Source organism: Actinosynnema sp. NPDC004786 (genome assembly GCF_053601135.1).
Map to the genome: position 1 here is coordinate 18,508 of NZ_JBSGBG010000059.1, position 18,210 is coordinate 36,717.

At 73.4% G+C, this 18,210-nt stretch carries 17 protein-coding genes; 9 read left to right on the forward strand and 8 right to left on the reverse strand.

What is annotated here, in order from left to right; all coding sequences use genetic code 11:
• The first annotated feature begins 179 nt into the window (after positions 1 to 179).
• Positions 180 to 359 (forward strand): DUF7455 domain-containing protein, encoded by a 180-nt coding sequence (locus tag ACWEFJ_RS34930; RefSeq protein WP_378098226.1) that lies wholly within the window; start codon positions 180 to 182, stop codon positions 357 to 359.
• A gap of 238 nt (positions 360 to 597) precedes the next feature.
• On the opposite strand, the gene ACWEFJ_RS34935 is transcribed toward ACWEFJ_RS34930, so the two are convergent.
• The 5 genes from ACWEFJ_RS34935 to ACWEFJ_RS34955 form a co-directional block, all read right to left on the reverse strand.
• Positions 598 to 1,770, reverse strand: coding sequence for an ROK family protein (locus ACWEFJ_RS34935; protein WP_378093271.1), 1,173 nt, complete (start codon positions 1,768 to 1,770; stop codon positions 598 to 600).
• A gap of 1 nt (position 1,771) precedes the next feature.
• On the reverse strand, positions 1,772 to 3,199 hold the full coding sequence (locus ACWEFJ_RS34940) for a sugar ABC transporter permease (protein WP_378093273.1): 1,428 nt from the start codon (positions 3,197 to 3,199) through the stop codon (positions 1,772 to 1,774).
• A gap of 52 nt (positions 3,200 to 3,251) precedes the next feature.
• On the reverse strand, positions 3,252 to 4,025 hold the full coding sequence (locus ACWEFJ_RS34945; RefSeq protein WP_378093275.1) for an ATP-binding cassette domain-containing protein: 774 nt from the start codon (positions 4,023 to 4,025) through the stop codon (positions 3,252 to 3,254).
• Between the two features lie 74 nt (positions 4,026 to 4,099).
• Positions 4,100 to 5,236: a sugar ABC transporter substrate-binding protein gene (locus ACWEFJ_RS34950; protein WP_378093277.1), complete on the reverse strand. Its 1,137-nt coding sequence runs from the start codon at positions 5,234 to 5,236 to the stop codon at positions 4,100 to 4,102.
• Positions 5,237 to 5,427: 191 nt separating this feature from the next.
• On the reverse strand, positions 5,428 to 7,140 hold the full coding sequence (locus ACWEFJ_RS34955) for a DEAD/DEAH box helicase (RefSeq protein WP_449716360.1): 1,713 nt from the start codon (positions 7,138 to 7,140) through the stop codon (positions 5,428 to 5,430).
• Positions 7,141 to 7,318: 178 nt separating this feature from the next.
• On the opposite strand from ACWEFJ_RS34955, the gene ACWEFJ_RS34960 reads away from it, so the two are divergent.
• Entirely contained in the window at positions 7,319 to 8,548 is a 1,230-nt protein-coding gene (locus ACWEFJ_RS34960; RefSeq protein WP_449716361.1) for a YihY/virulence factor BrkB family protein, read from the forward strand.
• A 10-nt stretch (positions 8,549 to 8,558) separates the two neighbouring features.
• Here ACWEFJ_RS34960 and ACWEFJ_RS34965 read toward each other — a convergent pair whose 3' ends face one another.
• Positions 8,559 to 8,804: a DUF3039 domain-containing protein gene (locus tag ACWEFJ_RS34965; RefSeq protein ID WP_378093284.1), complete on the reverse strand. Its 246-nt coding sequence runs from the start codon at positions 8,802 to 8,804 to the stop codon at positions 8,559 to 8,561.
• 31 nt (positions 8,805 to 8,835) lie between these two features.
• Between ACWEFJ_RS34965 and ACWEFJ_RS34970 the strand changes: the two genes are divergently transcribed.
• Together ACWEFJ_RS34970 and ACWEFJ_RS34975 are read left to right on the forward strand one after the other, a co-directional pair.
• On the forward strand, positions 8,836 to 9,744 hold the full coding sequence (locus tag ACWEFJ_RS34970) for a pseudouridine-5'-phosphate glycosidase (RefSeq protein ID WP_378093286.1): 909 nt from the start codon (positions 8,836 to 8,838) through the stop codon (positions 9,742 to 9,744).
• Entirely contained in the window at positions 9,741 to 10,625 is an 885-nt protein-coding gene (locus tag ACWEFJ_RS34975; RefSeq protein ID WP_449716362.1) for a carbohydrate kinase family protein, read from the forward strand. Before ACWEFJ_RS34970 ends, ACWEFJ_RS34975 begins: the two co-directional genes overlap by 4 nt.
• Here the strand turns inward: ACWEFJ_RS34975 and ACWEFJ_RS34980 are convergent.
• The gene (locus tag ACWEFJ_RS34980; protein WP_378093290.1) at positions 10,607 to 10,921 is read right to left on the reverse strand and encodes a DUF3099 domain-containing protein; all 315 of its coding nucleotides are present in this window, start codon (positions 10,919 to 10,921) and stop codon (positions 10,607 to 10,609) included. The genes ACWEFJ_RS34975 and ACWEFJ_RS34980 overlap by 19 nt on opposite strands.
• 95 nt (positions 10,922 to 11,016) lie before the next feature.
• Here ACWEFJ_RS34980 and ACWEFJ_RS34985 point away from each other — a divergent pair, with 95 nt between their 5' ends.
• The gene (locus ACWEFJ_RS34985) at positions 11,017 to 12,516 is read left to right on the forward strand and encodes a PucR family transcriptional regulator (protein ID WP_449716363.1); all 1,500 of its coding nucleotides are present in this window, start codon (positions 11,017 to 11,019) and stop codon (positions 12,514 to 12,516) included.
• Positions 12,517 to 12,570: 54 nt separating this feature from the next.
• On the opposite strand, the gene ACWEFJ_RS34990 is transcribed toward ACWEFJ_RS34985, so the two are convergent.
• Entirely contained in the window at positions 12,571 to 13,611 is a 1,041-nt protein-coding gene (locus ACWEFJ_RS34990) for a LacI family DNA-binding transcriptional regulator (RefSeq protein WP_449716364.1), read from the reverse strand.
• Between the two features lie 30 nt (positions 13,612 to 13,641).
• Between ACWEFJ_RS34990 and ACWEFJ_RS34995 the strand changes: the two genes are divergently transcribed.
• The 4 genes from ACWEFJ_RS34995 (at position 13,642) to ACWEFJ_RS35010 (ending at position 18,169) form a co-directional block, all read left to right on the forward strand.
• Entirely contained in the window at positions 13,642 to 14,817 is a 1,176-nt protein-coding gene (locus ACWEFJ_RS34995) for an MFS transporter (RefSeq protein WP_449716365.1), read from the forward strand.
• A 250-nt stretch (positions 14,818 to 15,067) separates the two neighbouring features.
• Complete coding sequence (locus tag ACWEFJ_RS35000) at positions 15,068 to 16,555, forward strand: DUF7782 domain-containing protein (RefSeq protein WP_449716366.1); 1,488 nt, start codon at positions 15,068 to 15,070, stop codon at positions 16,553 to 16,555.
• Positions 16,552 to 16,977 carry a D-aminoacyl-tRNA deacylase gene (gene dtd, locus ACWEFJ_RS35005; RefSeq protein WP_378093300.1) on the forward strand — a complete coding sequence of 142 codons (426 nt, stop codon included), beginning with the start codon at positions 16,552 to 16,554 and terminating at the stop codon, positions 16,975 to 16,977. Before ACWEFJ_RS35000 ends, dtd begins: the two co-directional genes overlap by 4 nt.
• Positions 16,978 to 17,179: 202 nt before the next feature.
• Positions 17,180 to 18,169, forward strand: coding sequence for a sigma-70 family RNA polymerase sigma factor (locus ACWEFJ_RS35010; protein WP_378093302.1), 990 nt, complete (start codon positions 17,180 to 17,182; stop codon positions 18,167 to 18,169).
• Positions 18,170 to 18,210 lie beyond the last annotated feature (41 nt).

An 18,210-nucleotide genomic window follows, 5' to 3' on the forward strand; every position in this document is an offset into this window, starting at 1 on the left:
CACCCGGGCGCCGGGTAAATGGGGAGTGACGCGGGTCGCCACGACCCAGGGAACACTGACTTACGCCCGTGCGTCTGCAAGAGTGGAAGCAGCGAACACGGCGCACCCGCCAGATGCGAAGTGGTCGCAGCTAGGTGTGAGGGCACCGATCCCCGGTGCCGGGACGGAGGGAGATTTCCATGACTACCACGCTCACCCGCCCCGCGTTGACCGCTGCCGACCGCTGCGACCGCTGCGGGGCTGCTGCCCAGGTTCGCGCCGTGCTCCCCTCCGGGGGCGAGCTGCTGTTCTGCGGGCACCACGCCCGGGAGCACAGCAGCAAGCTGCGCGAGCTCGCTGCCGAGTTGCAGCAGGGCTGAACACCACGGGTCCCGGCAAAGGACCCGTAGCACCCTAGCCGTCCGGGGCGGGGATCCGACGAGGATCCCCGCCCCCCTCATTTTTCCGGTGGGCGCACGCACCGTGCGGCCGGCGACACGGGACGTGAACGCCGGCGGTTCCCGCAGGGAAAACCACCTCGGGCGGAGCGCGACGATGCGGGACGCCCCGCGCGGCCACCGGGAAGGGACCCGGGCGCGCGGGACGCCCCGCGTCGGGTCAGATGTCGTCCAGCACCGGCTCGAAGGCCAGTTCGGCCGCGCCGACGAGCTTCGCGTCGCGGCCCAGCGGCGAGGAGACGATGCGGGTGCCGCCGACCGCCCGGGACACCAGCGAGCGCTTCTGCACGCTGTGCCGCAGCTGGTCCACCAGCGACTCCGGCAGGGCGGTGAACAGGTCGCCCAGCACCACCAGCTCCGGCCCGAGCATGTTCACCACGGTGATCAGGCCCATGGCGAGCCACTCGGTGAACTCCCCCAGCCGGTGCGCGACGCTGTCCGGCGACCCGGCCAGCGACCGCAGCTCCGCCACCACGGTGCCGCGCGGCGCGTCCTCGGGCAGCGCCAGTGCCCGGCACAGGGCCGCCTCGCCCACCTCGGTCTCCCAGCAGCCGTGGCAGCCGCAGTAGCAGCGCCGGCCGCCGGGGCGGACCACCATGTGCCCCAGCTCGCCGACGTAGCCGCCGGTGCCGCGCAGCGGGCGGCCGCTGGAGATGACGCCGCCGCCGATGCCGACGTCGGCGGAGATGTAGACCATGTCGGACGCGCCGCGGGCCGCGCCGCGCACGTGTTCGGCCAGGGCGCCCAGCTCGGCGTCGTTGCCGACCTGGACGGGGACCTTGAGCACCGACGACAGCCGGTCGCCCAGCGCGACGTCGGTCCAGTGCAGGTTGGGCGCCTCGTGCACGAGCCCGTCGGAGCGGCGCACCACGCCGGGCACGGAGACGCCCACCCCGACCGCGCTGACGTCCAGCTCGTCGGCCAGGAGCTTGGCCGAGTCGGCGATGTGCGTGATCACCTCGCCGGGGTCGCGGGTGCGGTGGTGCAGGTTCCACGAGTCCCGGCCGAGGATGTCGCCGCCGAGCCCCACCATGGCCATCGCCACCTGCTCCACGCGGATGTCGATGGCCATGACGACGGCCGCCTGCGGCTGCGGCAGCACCAGCAGCGACGGGCGGCCGGCGCCGGAGCGCTGCGCCGGCACCCGTTCGGCCACCACGCCGGATTCGGCCAGGCCGTCCACCAGGGCTTTGATCGTGCTGCGGTTGAGGCCCAGCTCAGCCGCGAGCGACGCCCTGGTGGAGGGCCCGTCGACGTGCAGTCGGCGCAGCAGCGCCGTCCTGTTGTGCCTGCGTACCTCGTCGGGTCGGGCTCCCGCGGTGGGTGTGCTCACGTCAGCGGGCGGCGGTTGCCGCCCGGCGGCGGGACAGCGCGTCGACGCTCGCGGCCAGCAGCAGCACCAGGCCCGTCACGATGAACACCACGGCGGCGGGCTGGTTGAGCAGGCCCATGCCGTTCTGGATGATCGCGAGCACCGCGCCGCCGATCACCGCGTCGCGCAGCTTGCCCTTGCCGCCGAACAGCGACGTGCCGCCGATGACCGCCGCGCCGACCGCCATCAGCAGCGTGTTGCCGCCACCGGCGTTCGGGTCGACCGAGCCGACCTTCGACGAGTAGATGATCGCGCCGACGGCCGCCAGGGAGGAGGCGATCACGAACACGCTCATCCGGATCTGCGCGACGTTGATGCCGGCGCGCCGGGCCGCTTCCTTGTTGCCGCCCACCGCGTACACGTGCCGGCCGTAGCTGGTGCGTTCGAGCACGAACGTGCCGATGACCAGCAGCAGGAGCACGATCGGCACCACGAACGGCACGCCGGTGATGACCACGAGGCTGCTCTGGGACCGGTTGAGCGTCAGCGCGTAGGTGGCCACGGCGGCCAGCACCACGACCACGCCGACCTTGACCAGCACCATCGGGGTGGGCAGCGCGACCAGGCCCTTGCGCAGCCGGCTGAAGTGGCGGCTCAGCACGACGGCGGCGTAACCGCCGGCGGCGACGACGAACAGCGCCCAGGAGCCCGCGGTGCTGAGGTTGCCGTTGGCCACGCTGAAGATCACGTCGTCGCGCAGGCCGAGCGTGCCGCCCTGGCCGATGAGCTGGAGGATCACGCCGCCCCACGCCAGGAACAGCGCGAGGGTCACGACGAACGACGGGATGCCCACGCGGGCGACCAGGAAGCCGGTGATGCAGCCGATCGCGGTGCCGACGCACACGGCGAGCAGCATCTCGACCCACGGGTTGGCCGGCACGCCGATCAGCGCGATGGCCAGCGCCACGACGGACAGCGCGGCGCCCGCCCAGATCCGCATCAGCGCGGCGAGCACGGCCGCCAGCGCCAGCAGGGCGCAGAACAGGTAAAACACGGTGTCGCCCATGCCGCCGAGCAGGTTGCCGCCCTTGATCAGGTGCAGCGCCATGACCGAGGCGCACACGCCGGACGCGGTGCCGGCGGACAGGTCGATCTCGCCCAGGAGCAGCACGAACACCAGGCCCATGGCGATGGTGACGATGCTCGCGCCCTGCTGGAGCAGGTTGGCGATGTTGCCCAGGGTCAGGAAGCTGTCGGCCAGCGAGCTGAACACGATCAGCAGCACGACGACGCCGAGCAGCGCGGGCAGGGAGCCGAGTTCGCCGCCGCGCAGGCGGGCGACGTAGTCGCGCACCGCTTCGCCGGTGGACTGGGAGGTGGTGTCGATGCCGAAGTCGGAGATCGCGCCCTGCGGTGTGTCCGGGGCGGTCTCGCTGGTGGTGTTGGTCATGCTGCGTTCCTCGTCGTGGGGAGCTCTACGCGGGCATCAATCCGGGCGGGCATCAGATGGTCGCGTTCTCGGGTCGGGCGATGCCCAGGTCGCCGGAGCGGCCCGCGGTGATCAGCTCGACGACCTGGCCGTGGGTGACGTCCTTGGTGTTGACCTCGGCCGCCATCCGGCCCAGGTACAGGCAGGCGATGCGGTCCGCGACCTCGAACACGTCGTTCATGTTGTGGCTGATCAGCACGACGCCCAGGCCCTGCTCGGCGAGCCGGCGCACCAGGTCGAGCACCTGGCGGGTCTGCGCGACGCCGAGCGCCGCGGTCGGCTCGTCCAGCAGCACGACCTTGCTGTTCCACAGCACGGCCTTGGCGATCGCCACGGTCTGCCGCTGGCCGCCGGACAGCGACGCGACCTGCGTGCGCACCGACTTGACCGTGCGGACCGACAGCGAGGTCAGCGTCTTGCGGGCGGCCTGCTCCATGTCCGCCTCGTCGAGCATGCCGAACTTGCCGCGTTCCCGGCCCAGGAACATGTTCTGCACGATGTCGAGGTTGTCGCACAGCGCGAGGTCCTGGTAAACGACCTCGATGCCCAGCTGCGCGGCGTCACGGGGGCCGTGGATGTGCACTTCCTCGCCGTTGAACACGACCTGACCGGAGTCGGTCGGGTGGATGCCCGCGATGCACTTGACCAGCGTCGACTTGCCCGCGCCGTTGTCGCCGACCAGGGCGGTGACCTGGCCGGGGTACACGGCGAAGTCGATGTCGTGCAGGACGTGCACCGGACCGAAGCTCTTGTTGATGCCGCGCAGCTCGAGGATCGGCTCGCTCACTGGATTTCCTCTCCAACGATGGGCGCGCCGGAGCGGGGTGCGTCTCCCACACCCCGCCCCGGCACGAGCCTGGATTACTTGATGCCGAGCTCGGCGCAGACGGTGGCCAGGTCGCCGCCGCAGATCTCCGTCGCCTTGACGAAGCCCGCGTCCACGACGGTCTTGACCTTGTCCTTGGTGATCAGCTGCGCGGGCAGCAGGACCGACTTGACGTCGCGGTTGCCGGTGGTGTCCTTGGTGACGCCGGTGGCGAGCGCGTCGGCGGCCGCGGTGTCGTTCTTGGCCAGCGCCGCGGCCAGCTTGGCGGTCGCGTCGGCCTGCTCGTTGATCGGCTTGAACACGGTCATGAACTGGTCGCCGCGCAGGATGGCCTGCAGGCCCTCCGGGGTGGCGTCCTGGCCGGTGACCGGGACCTTGCCGTTGAGGCCGTACTTCTTCAGCACGGTGATGACCGCGCCGGCGAGGCCGTCGTTCGCGGCGACGACGCCGTCGACCTTCTGGCCGTTGCCGGTCAGGATCTGCTCGAAGGTGGTGCCGCCCTTCTGGTTGTCCCAGTTGTCGATCGGCTGGGACTGGACGAGCTTCAGGTCGCCCGACTCGTACTTCGGCTTCAGCACGTTCTGCTGGCCGTTGTAGAACAGCGTGGCGTTGTTGTCCGTCGGGGCGCCCTCGATCTCGATGATCTCGGCCGGCTTCTTGCCCGGCGCCAGCGCCTCCAGGCCCTGCACCAGGCCCTGGCCCTGCAGCTCGCCGACCTTCACGTTGTCGAACGAGACGTAGTACTTCGAGCTGCCGCCCAGGTTCAGCCGGTCGTAGTCGATGACCGGGATGCCCTGCGCCTCGGCCTTCTTCGCGACCGTCGCGCCGATCTCGCTGTTCGGCGTGGCGATGATCAGGACCTTGACGCCGGCGTTGATCATGCCGTCGGCCAGGGTGGAGAACTTCTGCACGTCGCCCTGGGCGTTCTGGATGTCCGCCTGGAGGCCCTCGGCCTCCAGCGCCTTCTTCAGCAGCGGCTTGTCGAAGCCTTCCCAGCGCGCGGAACTCGCGGTCTCGGGGAGGATGACGCCGACCTTCGCGCCGGACGAGCCGCTGTTCGTGTTGGTGTCCGAGGTGGTGCTCCCACCACCGGACGTGTTGGCGCCACATGCCGTCATGGCCACGGCCAGGCCGGTGCCAAGGGCGATGAGAGCGAGGCTCTTGCTGCGCATCCGCCATCCCTTTCACGCAGGAGCGTAAATGTTGTGGCGCACAACGTATGCCGTGACATGCGGTGACCGGAAGCACACTTGACCGGTAAAGTAGGCACGATGCGCTAACGACGAGGTAACCGAACGGACATACGGTTACGCCTAATGCAGTAGCAGGTTACGTCCGGTGACAACCGCGGTCACAACGAACATCACCAGGAGCGCAGCGTCGCGATCCGCTCTTCGAGCTGCTCGATGCTCGCCATCGCCGTCGGCGGGCCGCCGCAGTACTCCCGCAGCTGGTTGTGGATCTTGCCGTGCGGCTTCTTGGTGCGGTGGTGGTGCATGGCCACCAGGGTGTTCAGCTCCTTGCGCAGTTGCGCCAGCCGCTCCTGCACGCTCGCCGTCCGCACGGGCGCGGGCGGCGGCGGGGCGGCGACCTGCCGCTTGCCCGCCTCGATGAGCTGCTTCTCCTGCCGCTGCCGCAGCAGCTCGCGCACCTGGTCGGGTTCGAGCAGGCCCGGCAGGCCCAGGTACTCCTGCTCCTCCTCGCTGCCCGCGAACGCGGCCGTGCCGAACGACGAGCCGTCGTAGATCACCTGGTCCAGCTCGGCGGACGCGCCGAGCGAGGTGAACGCCCGCTCCTCCTCGCCCGGCTCGTCCTTGACCTGGTTGGCCTGGGACAGCAGCTCGTCGTCCCAGCCGTCCTTCTCCCGGTGCGGCTTGCCCAGCACGTGGTCGCGCTGCTGCTCCAGCCCGCTGGCCAGGCCCAGCAGGACCGGCACGCTGGGCAGGAACACGCTGGCCGTCTCGCCCTTGGCGCGGGCGCGCACGAACCGGCCGATGGCCTGGGCGAAGAACAGCGGCGTGGAGGCGCTGGTGGCGTACACGCCGACGGCCAGCCGCGGCACGTCCACGCCCTCGGACACCATCCGGACCGCGATCAGCCAGCGGTCGGTCGAGGCGGCGAACTCGGCGATCCGGCCGGACGCCTTCGGGTCGTCGGACAGCACCAGCGTCGCGTCGTGGCCCGTGGTGCGCTTCAGGATCTCGGCGTACGCCTTGGCCACGGTCTGGTCGGTGGCGATGACCAGGCCGCCCGCGTCCGGCATGCCGCCCTCGCGCAGCTGCGTCAGCCGCAGGTCGGCGGCCTTGAGCACGGACGGCATCCACTCGCCGGTCGGGTCGAGCGCCACCCGCCAGGCCCGCGCGGTCTGCTCCTGGGTCAGCGGCTCGCCGAGGCGGGCGGAGAACTCCTCGCCCGCGCTCGTGCGCCACTGCGCCTCGCCGGAGTAGGCCAGGAAGATCACCGGCCGGACCACGCCGTCGCGCAACGCGTCGGAGTAGCCGTAGGAGTGGTCGGCGCGGCTGCGCTGGACGCCGTCCGGGCCCGGCTCGTAGCTGACGAACGGGATCGGCGAGTCGTCCGACCGGAACGGCGTCCCGGTCAGGCACAGCCGCCGCACGGCGGGCGTGAACGCCTCGCGGATCGCGTCGCCCCACGACTTCGCGTCGCCGCCGTGGTGGACCTCGTCCAGCAGGACCAGCGTCTTGCGGTTCTCCGTGCGGACGCGGTGCAGCGTCGGGTGGGCGGCGACCTGGGCGTAGGTGAGCGCGACGCCGTGGTAGTCGCGGGAGGTCACCGCCATGGTGTTGCGGAAGTTCGAGTCGATCGCGATGCCCGCCTCGGCCGCCGCCTTCGCCCACTGGTGCTTCAGGTGCTCGGTGGGGGTGACGATCGTGACGGCCTCGATCGTGCGGTCGGCCAGCAGCTCGGCCGCGACCCGCAGGCCGAACGTGGTCTTGCCCGCGCCGGGCGTGGCGACGGCGAGGAAGTCCTTGGGCTTCGCGGCCAGGTACTTCGTCAGCGCGCGGCGCTGCCAGGCGCGGAGGGGACGGGTCGTGGCGACTTGCGGTTGCGACAACCTCGAACCCTTTCTGCGCTGATCAGCGGCGGTGCCGCGGTGCCGGTGCGGCGGTGGACACGCAAATGCCCTCGGTGCGGGCGACCGTCGAGGGCAGGCACAGCCTACCCGCTGCGGCGGCGGCGCACCGTCGCCGATGCCGCGAAATCACCCGCCATGCACCATGCTTGATGTTGCGATGGGCTCGCCTAGGGACGACAGGACGCGCAGCACGGGCCGCAAGGGGCCCCTGCGGCTGTTGGCGCGCACGTTGTCGAAGGCGTGGGACGGCAGCATCTTCTCCGAGGCGGCCGAGGCGGCGTTCTGGCAGGTCCTCTCCTTCCCGCCGCTGCTGCTGGGGCTGCTGGGCAGCCTCGGGTACCTCGGCGACTGGTTCGGGCCGGAGGTCGTCAGCGCGGTCAAGGACCGGATCATCTCGACCTGCCGCACGATCTTCAGCCAGGACGTGGTCAACGGGGTGATCGTGCCCACCGTCGACCAGATCCTCACCACCGGCAAGGGCGAGATCGTCTCGGTCGGCTTCCTGATTTCGCTGTGGGCGGGGTCGTCGGCGATGTCGTCGTTCGTGGACGCGATCACCGCGGCGCACGACCAGTACGGGGTGCGCAACGAGGTGTGGCAGCGGATCTTCGCGCTGCTGCTGTACCTGGCGAGCCTGGTGCTGCTGATCATCGGCCTGCCGGTGCTGGCGCTGGGGCCGGACCTGCTGCCCGGCCTGTTCCCGGGGTCGTGGCGGCCGACGATCGAGGCGTGGCTGAGCGGGTTCTACTACCCGGTGATCGCGGTGCTGCTGGTGCTGGCGCTGGCGACGCTCTACAAGCTGTCGCTGCCGAACAAGCTGCCGTGGCACCGGCTCGTGCCGGGGGCGGTGCTGGCGATGGCGGTGTTCCTGCTGTCGTCGGTCGGGCTGCGGCTCTACATCCAGTGGATCACGACCACCGGCTACACCTACGGCGCGTTGGCGACGCCGATCGCGTTCCTGCTGTTCGCGTACCTGATCGGGTTGGCGATCACGATCGGCGCGTACTTCAACAGCGCGATGCAGGAGATGTGGCCGGCGAAGATGACGCGGCGGCAGCGGCGGCGCTGGCAGCGGCTGGAGATCGAGCGGGCGGCCGAGCGGGTCAGGTCGGACGAGGAGCGGCAGTCCCGGTCGGGCGGCCCCGCGGAACCCCGGCTGCACACCGCGCCGTCGCCGGCGGACGCGAACCGCACGATGCCGTTGCCGGTGGAACGCCGGAAGCGGGACGCACCCGAGACCGTGCCGGTGGAGCGGCCGACGACCGGCGGCCCGCAGCCGGGCCCGAACGCGGGCGGGACCACGCCCGTCGAGCGGCGGGTGGTGCGGGAGACGCCGGTGCGCGGGCACGGGTCGGGCCCCGGCGGGTCGGGGCCGGGGCCGTCCTAGCGGGGGTCGGTCAGTCGCCGCCCTTGGGCAGGCTGTCGTAGATCTTCTTGCATTCCGGGCAGACGGGCGAGCCCGGCTTCGGCGACTTCGTCACCGGGAACACCTCGCCGCACAGCGCCACCACGTGCGTGCCCATCACCGCGCTCTCGGCGATCTTGGCCTTGCGCACGTAGTGGAACATCTTCGGCGTGTCGTCACCGGTGTGGTCCGTGCCTTCCGGCCGGGTCTCCACGTCGGGCAGAGTCTGCGTGCTCACGCGCCCAGCGTACCTGGGATGATGGCCCCTCGTGAGCACGCCGAGCGTCACCGAAGAGGTCCGATCCGCCCTGGCCGAGAACCGGCCGGTGGTCGCGTTGGAGAGCACGATCCTGTCCCACGGGCTACCGCCCGGCCGCAACCGCGAGGTCGCCGAACGGCTCGAAGGCGTGGTGCGCGCCGCGGGCGCGGTGCCGGCCACGATCGCCGTGCTCGGCGGCGTCCCCCGGATCGGGTTGACCCCCGCCGAGCTGGACCGCGTCTGCGACCCCGCCCACGACCTGGTGAAGCTGTCCCGCCGGGACCTGGGCGCGGCGTACGCGCTCAAGCGCGACGGCGCGACGACCGTGGCGAGCACGGCGGCGCTGGCGCACGCGGCGGGCATCGGGGTCTTCGCCACCGGCGGCCTGGGCGGGGTGCACCGGGGCGCGCGGGAGACCTGGGACGTGTCCGCCGACCTCGACGTGCTGGCCACGACGCCGGTGCTGGTGGTGTGCTCGGGCGTGAAGTCGATCCTGGACATGGGCGCGACGCTGGAGCTGCTGGAGACCCGCTCGGTGCCGGTGATCGGCTACCGCACGGACCGGTTCCCCGCGTTCTACCGCCGCGAGTCGGAGTTCGGCGTGCCGTGGCGGGTGGACACGCCCGCCGAGGCCGCCGCGGTGGTGGCCGCGCACCGGACCGCGCCCGGCGAGGCGGGCGTGCTGCTGGCGAACCCGATCCCGGCCGAGTTCGAGATGGACGCCGGGCTGCACGACCGGCTGCTCGCGGAGGGCCTGGAGCTGCTGCGCGAACGGGACGTGCACGGCAAGGAGGTCACGCCGGTGCTGCTGGAGCACTTCCACACGGCCAGCGGCGGCGTGAGCCTGGACGCGAACGAGGCGCTGGTGGTGTCGAACGCCTCCCTGGCCGCGGCGGTGGCCGTGGAGCTGGCGGCGTGACGGGGATCGTCGTCGTCGGCGACGCCGGGCTGGACGTGGTGGCCCGGCACTCCGGGCCGATCGTGCACGGCGGCGACTCGCGCGCGTCGGTGACCATCGAACCCGGCGGCGCGGGCGCGAACACGGCGGTGTGGCTGGCCGCGTGCGGCGCGTCGCCGGTGCTGGTGGCGCGGGTCGGCGCGGACTCCGCGGGCCGGCAGGTGCACGCCGAGCTGACCGCGGCCGGCGTCCGGTGCGCGTTCGCCGTGGACCCCGGGGCGGCCACGTGCTGCGTGGTCGTGCTGGTGGACGACACGGGCCAGCGCAGCATGCTGCCCGACCGGGGCGCGAACGCCCGCTTCTCCCCCGGCGACCTGGACCGCGGCCTGCTGCGCGACGCCTCGCACCTGCACCTGTCCGGGTACGTGCTGCTGGACGCGTCGTCGCGGCCCGCGGGGCTCGCGGTGCTGCGGGCGGCGCGGGAGGCGGGGTTGACCACGTCGGTGGACCCGCAGTCGGCGGCGTTGATCTACGACGGGTTCCTGGACGACGTGCGCGGGGTGGACGTGCTGCTGCCCAACACCGAGGAGCTGGTCGCGCTCACCGGGTCCGCCGAGCCGGCGTCGGCCGCGGCGCTGCTGGACGTGGTCGGCGCGGTGGCGCTGACCTCCGGGGCGGACGGGGCGAGCTGGGTGGACCGGGGCGGCGTGGTGTCCGTGCCGGCCGAGGACGTCGAGTGCGTGGACTCCACCGGCGCGGGGGACGCGTTCGACGCCGGGCTGCTGGCGGCGTGGCTGTCCGGGGCGTCGCGGCGGGACGCGCTGCTCGGCGGGGTGCGCGCGGCGGCCCGGGCGGTGTCCGCCGTCGGCGCGCAGCCGGCGGGTCAGCCCTCGATGACGTGATGCCCGCGCGCCTCGAGGGCGCGGTGCTCCTTGACGAACCGGCTGGCCTTCTCCGCCTTGCGGGGAGGCCGGTCGTTCGCGATCAGCACGGCCATCCACGGCAGCGGGACGGACAGCACGATCAGCGCCAGCGCCAGCCACCAGGTCTGGTAGAAGACCATCGCCAGGACGAGGCACGGGATGCGCGCGCCCATCATGATCGCGTACTTGCGCTTGCGCGCGGCGTGCTGCTCCTCGTAGGAGGGAGCCGCCTCGGTGATGAGCACCGGAGTGCCGTCGCGCTCGGGACTGGCCATGACTCCATACTCCCACCACGCGGACCGGACCGACACCTCCCGGTCCGCCAACTCACACGGGCGCGCGCCGGTGCCCGTGACCTTAGGATCCCGCTGTGGTCGCCCTTGATCGCCTGGTCGACGTGCTCGGCAGCCTCGGCACGCACCTGAGCTGCGCGCCGAGGGGGCGGGACGTCGAGCTGCGCGGGGTGGCGCTGCACGACCCGGCCGAGCAGACGCCCGCCGCGCCGGACGACGTGCTGCTCGGATTGGGCGTGCCCACGCCCGCGGCGGCGGCGCGGCTGGTCGGCGGCACGCCGGCGGCGGCGGTCGTGCTGCACGGGGCCCCGCCGCTGGACGAACGGGTGGTCGCGGCGGCGAAGCGGTCCGGCGCGGCGGTGCTGCTGGTGGACCCGTCGGTGCCGTGGGGCCAGCTGGCGAACGTCGCGCAGACCCTGGTGCTGGGCGGGCAGGGGTCCGGTGACCTGTTCGCGGTGGCGGACGCGATCGCGGCGGTGGTCGGCGGCCCGGTGACGATCGAGGACCAGCAGTCGCGGGTGCTGGCGTACTCGTACCGGCAGCAGGACGTGGACCCGGTGCGGGTCCAGACGATCCTGGGGCGGCGGGTGCCCGAGGAGGCGCGGCAGGCGCTGGACGCCTACGGCGTGTTCACGCACCTGGCCCGGTCCGACGACCCGCTGTTCGTGCCGAAGCTGACCGACCGGCTGGGCGGGCGGCTGGTGGCGGCGGTGCGGGCGGGGCGCGAGCTGCTCGGCTCGGTGTGGGTCGAGGTGGACGACCCGGTCGACGCGGCGCGCGAGGACGCCCTGGTGGACGGCGCGCGGACGGCGGCGCTGCACCTGCTGCGGGCCCGCGCGTCGGCGGACCTGGAGCGCCAGGCCGAGGCGGACCTGGTGATCGAGGCGTTGGAGTCGGGGCTGCCCGCGAACCTGGCCCGGCTGGGGCTGCCGTCGTCCGACCTGCGGGTGATCGCGGTGCAGGCGCACGCCGGCGAGGGCGAGCACGGGGCGGCGCTGCTCGCGTTCTCCCGGGCGACGGCGGGGTTCGGCTGGTCGCGGCCGGGGCGGTCGGCGTTGTTCGGCAACGTGCTCTACACCGTGCTGCCGTGCGGGGAGGACCCGGCGGCGGCGGTGGAGTGGGTGCGGGCGCTGGGGCGGGAGCTGCCGGCGGAGGCCGTGGTGCAGGCCGGGATCGGGGGGCGGGCGGACGCCGCGTCGCTGCCCGCGTCGCGCGGCGAGGCCGACGAGTGCCTGGCGCTGTCCGGCGGCGAGCCCGTGGTGTACGACGGGGCGTGGGCGCGGGTGCTGCTGCGGCGGTTGGCGGGCGTGGCGGAGGCCGGGCGGCTCCCGTCGCGCGGACCGGTGGCGGACCTCGTGCGGCACGACGCCCGGCACGGCACGCAGTACGCGGTGACGTTGCGGGCGTGGTTGGCGGCGCAGGGCGACGCGCGGGAGGCCGCGCGGGCGCTGTCGGTGCACCCGAACACGTTGCGGTACCGGATGCAGCGCATGGCGGCGGTGACGTCGCTGGAGCTGGACGACCCGGAGCAGCGGCTGGCGCTGGCGATCGCGCTGGCGATCACGCCGCCGGCCTGACCGTCCGGGCCTCCCGGCGGCCCGCGCGGTCCGCCGCGGCCGTGGGATCCGCCGTCACCTCGTGCTGGTCCGGACCGTGGCCGTCCACTCGGCCGCACCGCCCGGACCGCGGTCGCCGAGCGCGATCAGCGCGCAGGCGCGCCCCTGGTCGAGCAGCGACTGCGTGATCGTGGTGAGCCCTTCCCGCAGGGCGTCCGGCCCGTCGTCCCAGCCGGCCACGGCGACGTCCGCCGGCACGCGGAGCCCGCGCCGCCGGGCCGCGTCGAGCACGGCGAACGCCAGTTGGTCGCTCATCGCCACCACCGCGTCCGTGTCGCACGCGTCGAGCAGCAGGTCGGCCAGGGCTGCGGCCTCCTCGCGGTCGTTGCGGGCCACGACGGCCACGGGCAGGCCGGCCGGGTCGCGGCCGGCGTCCCGGCAGTGGTCGTACACGCCCTGGAGGCGGTCGCGGGTGACCGGGAACGCGACCCGCGCGGCGTCCGGTCCCGTCTCCAGCCGCGGCTTGCGGTCCCGGTCGAAGGGGAACGCGAGGACGCTCGGGCGGCGCGCGCCGGGGAACGTGCGGGCGGCCAGCTCCCGGGCCGACGCGCGGTTGTCGATGCCGACCACCTCCGCGCCGCCGACCGCCGGACCGCCGTGCACCGCGACCGGTTTGCCGAGGCCGCCCACCACGTCGAGCACCGGGTCGGTGTCGACGGTCGTCCAGACGATGTAGCCGTCGACCGACGCCGACCGCACCCGTTCGACGTCCTGCTCCTCCCCGGTGGTCGGGATGAGGTTGAGCCCGATCCCGCGTTCCCGGCAGACCTCGGCGACCCCGGTCAGGAACCGGCGGGCCTGGGGGTCCTCGAACGCGTACGCGAGGTGTTCGCCGAGCACCACGCCGATCGCGCCGGTGCGGCGGCGGCGCAGGGAGCGCGCGGTCGGGTCCGGTCCCCGGTAGCCGAGCGCGGCGGCGACCTCGCGGACCCGGCGCAACGTGTCCGGCGCGACCCGGTCCGGCTGGTTGTAGCAGTACGACACGGTCATCGGCGAGACGCCGCTGCGCCGCGCCACCTCCGCCATGGTGACGCGCGGCGCGCCGGCGCTGGACATGGGCACAGCTTATCTGTGTATCGTTACACAATGCGGATGGTCTCCCGGACCGGTGTGGCGCTGACCGCGTTGAGCACCGCCTGCTTCGTCTCCGTGACGTCGGAGAACCTGCCCGTGGCGCTGCTGCCGCAGCTGACGGCCGGTTTCGGCGTGTCGGAGTCGGCGGTGGGGCTGCTCATGACGGGGTACGCGGTGGTCGTCGCGGTCTCGGTGGTGCCGCTGGTCGCCGCGACGGCGGGCTGGGACCGCCGCACGACCGCGCTGGGCGCCGTGGCCGCGGTCGTGGCGTCCAACCTGCTGCTGGCCGTCGCGCCCGGTTACGGGGTCGCGGTGGCCGCCCGGCTGGTCGCGGCCGTGGGGCACGGCGTGTTCTGGTCGGTCGTCGCGCCGATGGCCGCGCGCCTGGTCGGGTCCGGGCGATCCGGCCGCGCCACGGCGGTGGTGTTCGCCGGGAACTCGCTGGCCTTCCTGGTGGGGCTGCCGCTCGGCTCGTGGCTCGGCACGACGCTCGGCTGGCGGCTGACCGTGCTGCTCATGGCGGTCGTCGCGGCGCTGTCGGCGGTGGCGATCCGGCTCACGGTCGACCCGATGCCGGCGGACGCCCCGGCGCGACGCCGGTCGCCGGCCCGGGAGGTGCTGTCCGACCGGTCCCTGATCCCGGTGAACGTGGTGACGCTGGTCGTGGTCACGGGCCACTTCGCGGCGTTCACCTACATCACGGCGATCATCGCCGACTACGCGCACCTGACCGGTTCGGCGACGTCGGCCCTGCTCCTCGCCTACGGCGCGCTGGGCCTGGTCGGGCTGGTGCTGATCGGGCGGCACGTCGACCGCCGGCCGCTGGCCACGGCGCTCGCGGTCACCGGCGGGCTCGGCGCGTGCCTGCTCGTGCCGCTCGTCGCGGGTCCGGGCGTCCTGGCCGGCGGGGCCGTCGTGCTGTGGGCCGCGCCGGCGGGCGGGCTGGCCGTGGTGCTCCAGGCCGCGGTCCTGCGCGCGGCGACCGACCGGCCGGACCTCGCGTCGGCGGTGTACGTCGTGGCGTTCCAGGTCGGCATCGCCCTGGGCGCGTGGGCCGGGGGCGTCTTCCTCGACCGGGGCGCGCTGCCCGCCGCCCTGGCCACGGCCGTGGTGTGCGGCCTGGTCGCCGCCGTCGTGGCCGGCCGTTCCGCCGCGTTCAACCGCGTGCCCGCCGACCACCTCCGGTGACACCGCGCCCGACCGCTCCCCCGCACCCGCCGACCGGGGCCTCGGGTTCCACCGGTGTGCCGGGCCGTTCCGCCCCGCGCCCCCGGTGCCCAGCGACCGCCCCGCCGTAGGGCCGCGTGTCGCCGACAGCCGCCGCCTGCCCCGCGACCGGCCGACCACTGAGCCCTGCGCCCGCCGACCGGGCCTCCGCGGCCGCGCGTCGGGTGGGGTCGGCCCGGCAGAGGCCGGTGGGGCGCGAGACCATGACCGGGTGCTCCCTGATCTTTCTCCCGACCTGACCGCACGGCTGCGCGAGGCGTTCCGCGCCGCCGACTACGACGCGGACGGGGTGGTCGACGCGCTCGGGTCGCAGGCCCACGCCGCCCTGAGCCGGGGCGAGCCCGAGGCCGCCCGGCGCGCCACCCGCGACGCCGGCGCGCTCGGCACCCTGGTCCGGCTGTTCCTGCTCGGCGACACCGAGCCCGAGGCGGCCGTCCGCGCCGCGCTGCCCGACGTGGACCTGGACACCGCCGTCAAGGCGGAGGTCCTGCGCGGCGACGGGGACGGGCTGCGGGCGGGGCTGGACATCCGGCCCTACGGCGACGACGAGGGCTCCTGGTGGGTCGTCGCCGACCAGGACGCCGACCAGCGCGGCGGCCCCGTGCCCGCCGACCACGTGCTGGGCGTCGGCCACGCGTCCATCAGCCTGGCCCGCGCCACCTCGCGCCGCCCGGTCGGCACGCTGCTCGACCTGGGCACGGGTTGCGGCGTCCAGGCCCTGCACGCGAGCCGGCACGCCGACCGCATCACCGCCACCGACCTGTCCGAACGCGCGCTCGCCCTGGCCGCGGGCACGTTCCGGCTCAACGAGCTGGACGTGGAGCTGCGGCGGGGCGAGTGGTTCGGCCCGCTGCGCGGCCGCCGGTTCGACCAGGTCGTGTGCAACCCGCCGTTCGTCGTGGGGCCGCCGCGCGTCGACTACGTCTACCGGGACTCGGGCCTGGCCGGCGACGACGCGAGCGCCCTGGTCGTGCGCCAGATGCCGGCCTTCCTGAACGAGGGCGGCGTGGGCCAGCTGCTGGCGTCGTGGCTGCACCGCCGCGGCGAGGACTGGGCCGACCGGGTCACGTCCTGGCTGCCGCGCGGCGGCGTGGACGCGTGGTTCGTGCAGCGCGACGTCGCCGACCCCGCCCTCTACGTCGGCACGTGGCTGCGCGACGCGGGCGTGGACCCGCGCGGCGCCGAGGGCCGGGCCAAGGCGTCGGCCTGGCTGGACTGGTTCGCCGAGAACGACGTGGAGGGCGTCGGCTTCGGGTTCGTCACGCTCCGGCGCACCGACACCGAGCACGCCGAGGTGGTGTGCGAGGACCTCCGCCACGCCTTCGACGACCCGCTGGGCCCGGAGTCCGCCGCCTGGCTCGACCGGGTGGCCTGGCTGCGCGCCACCGACAACGACCAGCTGCTGGCCACCCGGTTCACCGTGCCGGACGGCGTGCTGCTGGAGGAGGTGTCCGCGCCCGCCGAGGAGGGCTGGGAGGCGGTCGTGCGCCGCCTGCACCGCACCGACGGCCCCGGCTGGCAGCACGAGCTGGACGAGACCGCGGCCCGGCTGCTGGCCGGTTTCCGGGGCGCGCTGCCGCTGTCCGACCTGGTCACGCTGCTCGCCTACGCCCAGGACCTGGACGCCGACGCGCTCGCCGCGGCCGCGCTGCCGGTGGTCCGCGAGCTGGTCCGGCACGGCATGGTGGTGCCGGCGTGAGAGCGGTGGTGGCCCGCGTCACCGAGGCGTCGGTGACCGTGGACGGCGAGGTGGTCGGCGCGATCGACGAGCCGGGCCTGCTGGTGCTGCTGGGCGTGCACGTGGACGACGACGCCGACAAGGCGCGCGTCATGGCCCGGAAGCTGCACGAGTTGCGCATCCTGCGGGACGAGGAGTCGTGCGCCACGACCGGCGCGCCCCTCTTGGTTGTGAGCCAGTTCACACTCTACGGCGAGACGCGGAAGGGGCGGCGGCCGTCGTGGACCGCCGCCGCCCGGCCCGCGCACGCCGAGCCGTTGGTCGAGGAGGTGGTGTCGGAACTGCGCCGGAAGGGCGCGCGAGTACAAACCGGACGGTTCGGCGCGATGATGTCCGTCCGGAGTGCGAACGACGGTCCGTTCACCGTGTTGGTCGAACTCTAGATCCTTCTCAGGCAATCCTCAGGATTCCCCGCGCAACCGCTGTGACGGCAGTGACGTCTTGAGGTCGTGGGAAGCGGGAACCATTTCGGCACGGTTCGCGTTTCCACCAGTGTCAGACACCGAAAGGTGAGCCGCGCAGCGCAGCGCGGAGCGTGCGACACGACCGCACTGCCAGCCCGCGACACAAGGGGGAGGGAGCTCCATGACCGTCCCGAAGGTCCTCGACCGTCAGGTCGGGAACGAGACGACCACGAGCGCCGAGTTGGACCTCGACGCCCAGGGACCGGCCGCAGACCTGGTTCGGGTGTACCTGAACGGGATCGGCAAGACAGCCCTGCTGACGGCGGCCGACGAAGTGGAACTCGCCAAGCGGATCGAGGCGGGCGTCTTCGCGCAGCACAAGCTCGAGACCCATCCCGAGCTGCCGGAGGAGCGTCGGCGGGAACTGCGCGCGCTGATCCGCGACGGCCACGTCGCAAAGAACCACCTTCTCGAAGCGAATCTCCGGCTGGTCGTTTCCCTGGCGAAGCGATACACCGGGCGCGGAATGCCGCTGCTGGATCTGATCCAGGAAGGCAACCTGGGCTTGATCCGCGCGGTGGAGAAGTTCGACTACACCAAGGGCTTCAAGTTCTCGACCTACGCGACCTGGTGGATCCGCCAGGCGATCACCCGGGGAATGGCGGACCAGGGCCGCACGATCCGGCTGCCCGTCCACCTGGTGGAGCAGGTCAACAAGCTCGCCCGGATCAAGCGCGACCTGCACCAGCAGCTCGGCCGCGAGGCGACCAACGAGGAGCTGGCCAAGGAGTCGGGCCTGTCGCCGGAGAAGGTGGTCGACCTGCTCGACCACGCCCGCGACCCGGTGAGCCTGGACATGCCGGTCGGCACCGAGGAGGACGCCCCGCTGGGCGACTTCATCGAGGACTCCGACGCCACGGACGCCGAGAGCGCGGTCATCTCCGGCCTGCTCCAGGACGACCTGCGCCGGGTGCTGGCCACGCTGGACCCGCGCGAGCAGGCCGTGATCCGGCTGCGCTACGGCCTGGAGGACGGCCAGCCGCGCACCCTGGACCAGATCGGCAAGCAGTTCGGCCTGTCCCGGGAACGGGTCCGGCAGATCGAGCGCGAGGTCATGTCGAAGCTGCGGCAGGGCGAGCGGGCGGCCAAGCTGCGCGCCTACGCGAGCTGACGCGGCGCGAACTGACGCGATACAGCGGGAACGTCACCGCG

Coding starts and splice junctions, on each gene's coding strand:
- ACWEFJ_RS34960 (WP_449716361.1), top strand. CDS start 7,319: ATGGGCTCGCCTAGGGACGACAGGACGCGCAGCACGGGCCGCAAGGGG.
- ACWEFJ_RS34940 (WP_378093273.1), bottom strand. CDS start 3,199: ATGACCAACACCACCAGCGAGACCGCCCCGGACACACCGCAGGGCGCG.
- ACWEFJ_RS34995 (WP_449716365.1), top strand. CDS start 13,642: ATGCGGATGGTCTCCCGGACCGGTGTGGCGCTGACCGCGTTGAGCACC.
- ACWEFJ_RS34980 (WP_378093290.1), bottom strand. CDS start 10,921: ATGGCCAGTCCCGAGCGCGACGGCACTCCGGTGCTCATCACCGAGGCG.
- ACWEFJ_RS35010 (WP_378093302.1), top strand. CDS start 17,180: ATGACCGTCCCGAAGGTCCTCGACCGTCAGGTCGGGAACGAGACGACC.
- ACWEFJ_RS34950 (WP_378093277.1), bottom strand. CDS start 5,236: ATGCGCAGCAAGAGCCTCGCTCTCATCGCCCTTGGCACCGGCCTGGCC.
- ACWEFJ_RS34990 (WP_449716364.1), bottom strand. CDS start 13,611: ATGTCCAGCGCCGGCGCGCCGCGCGTCACCATGGCGGAGGTGGCGCGG.
- ACWEFJ_RS34930 (WP_378098226.1), top strand. CDS start 180: ATGACTACCACGCTCACCCGCCCCGCGTTGACCGCTGCCGACCGCTGC.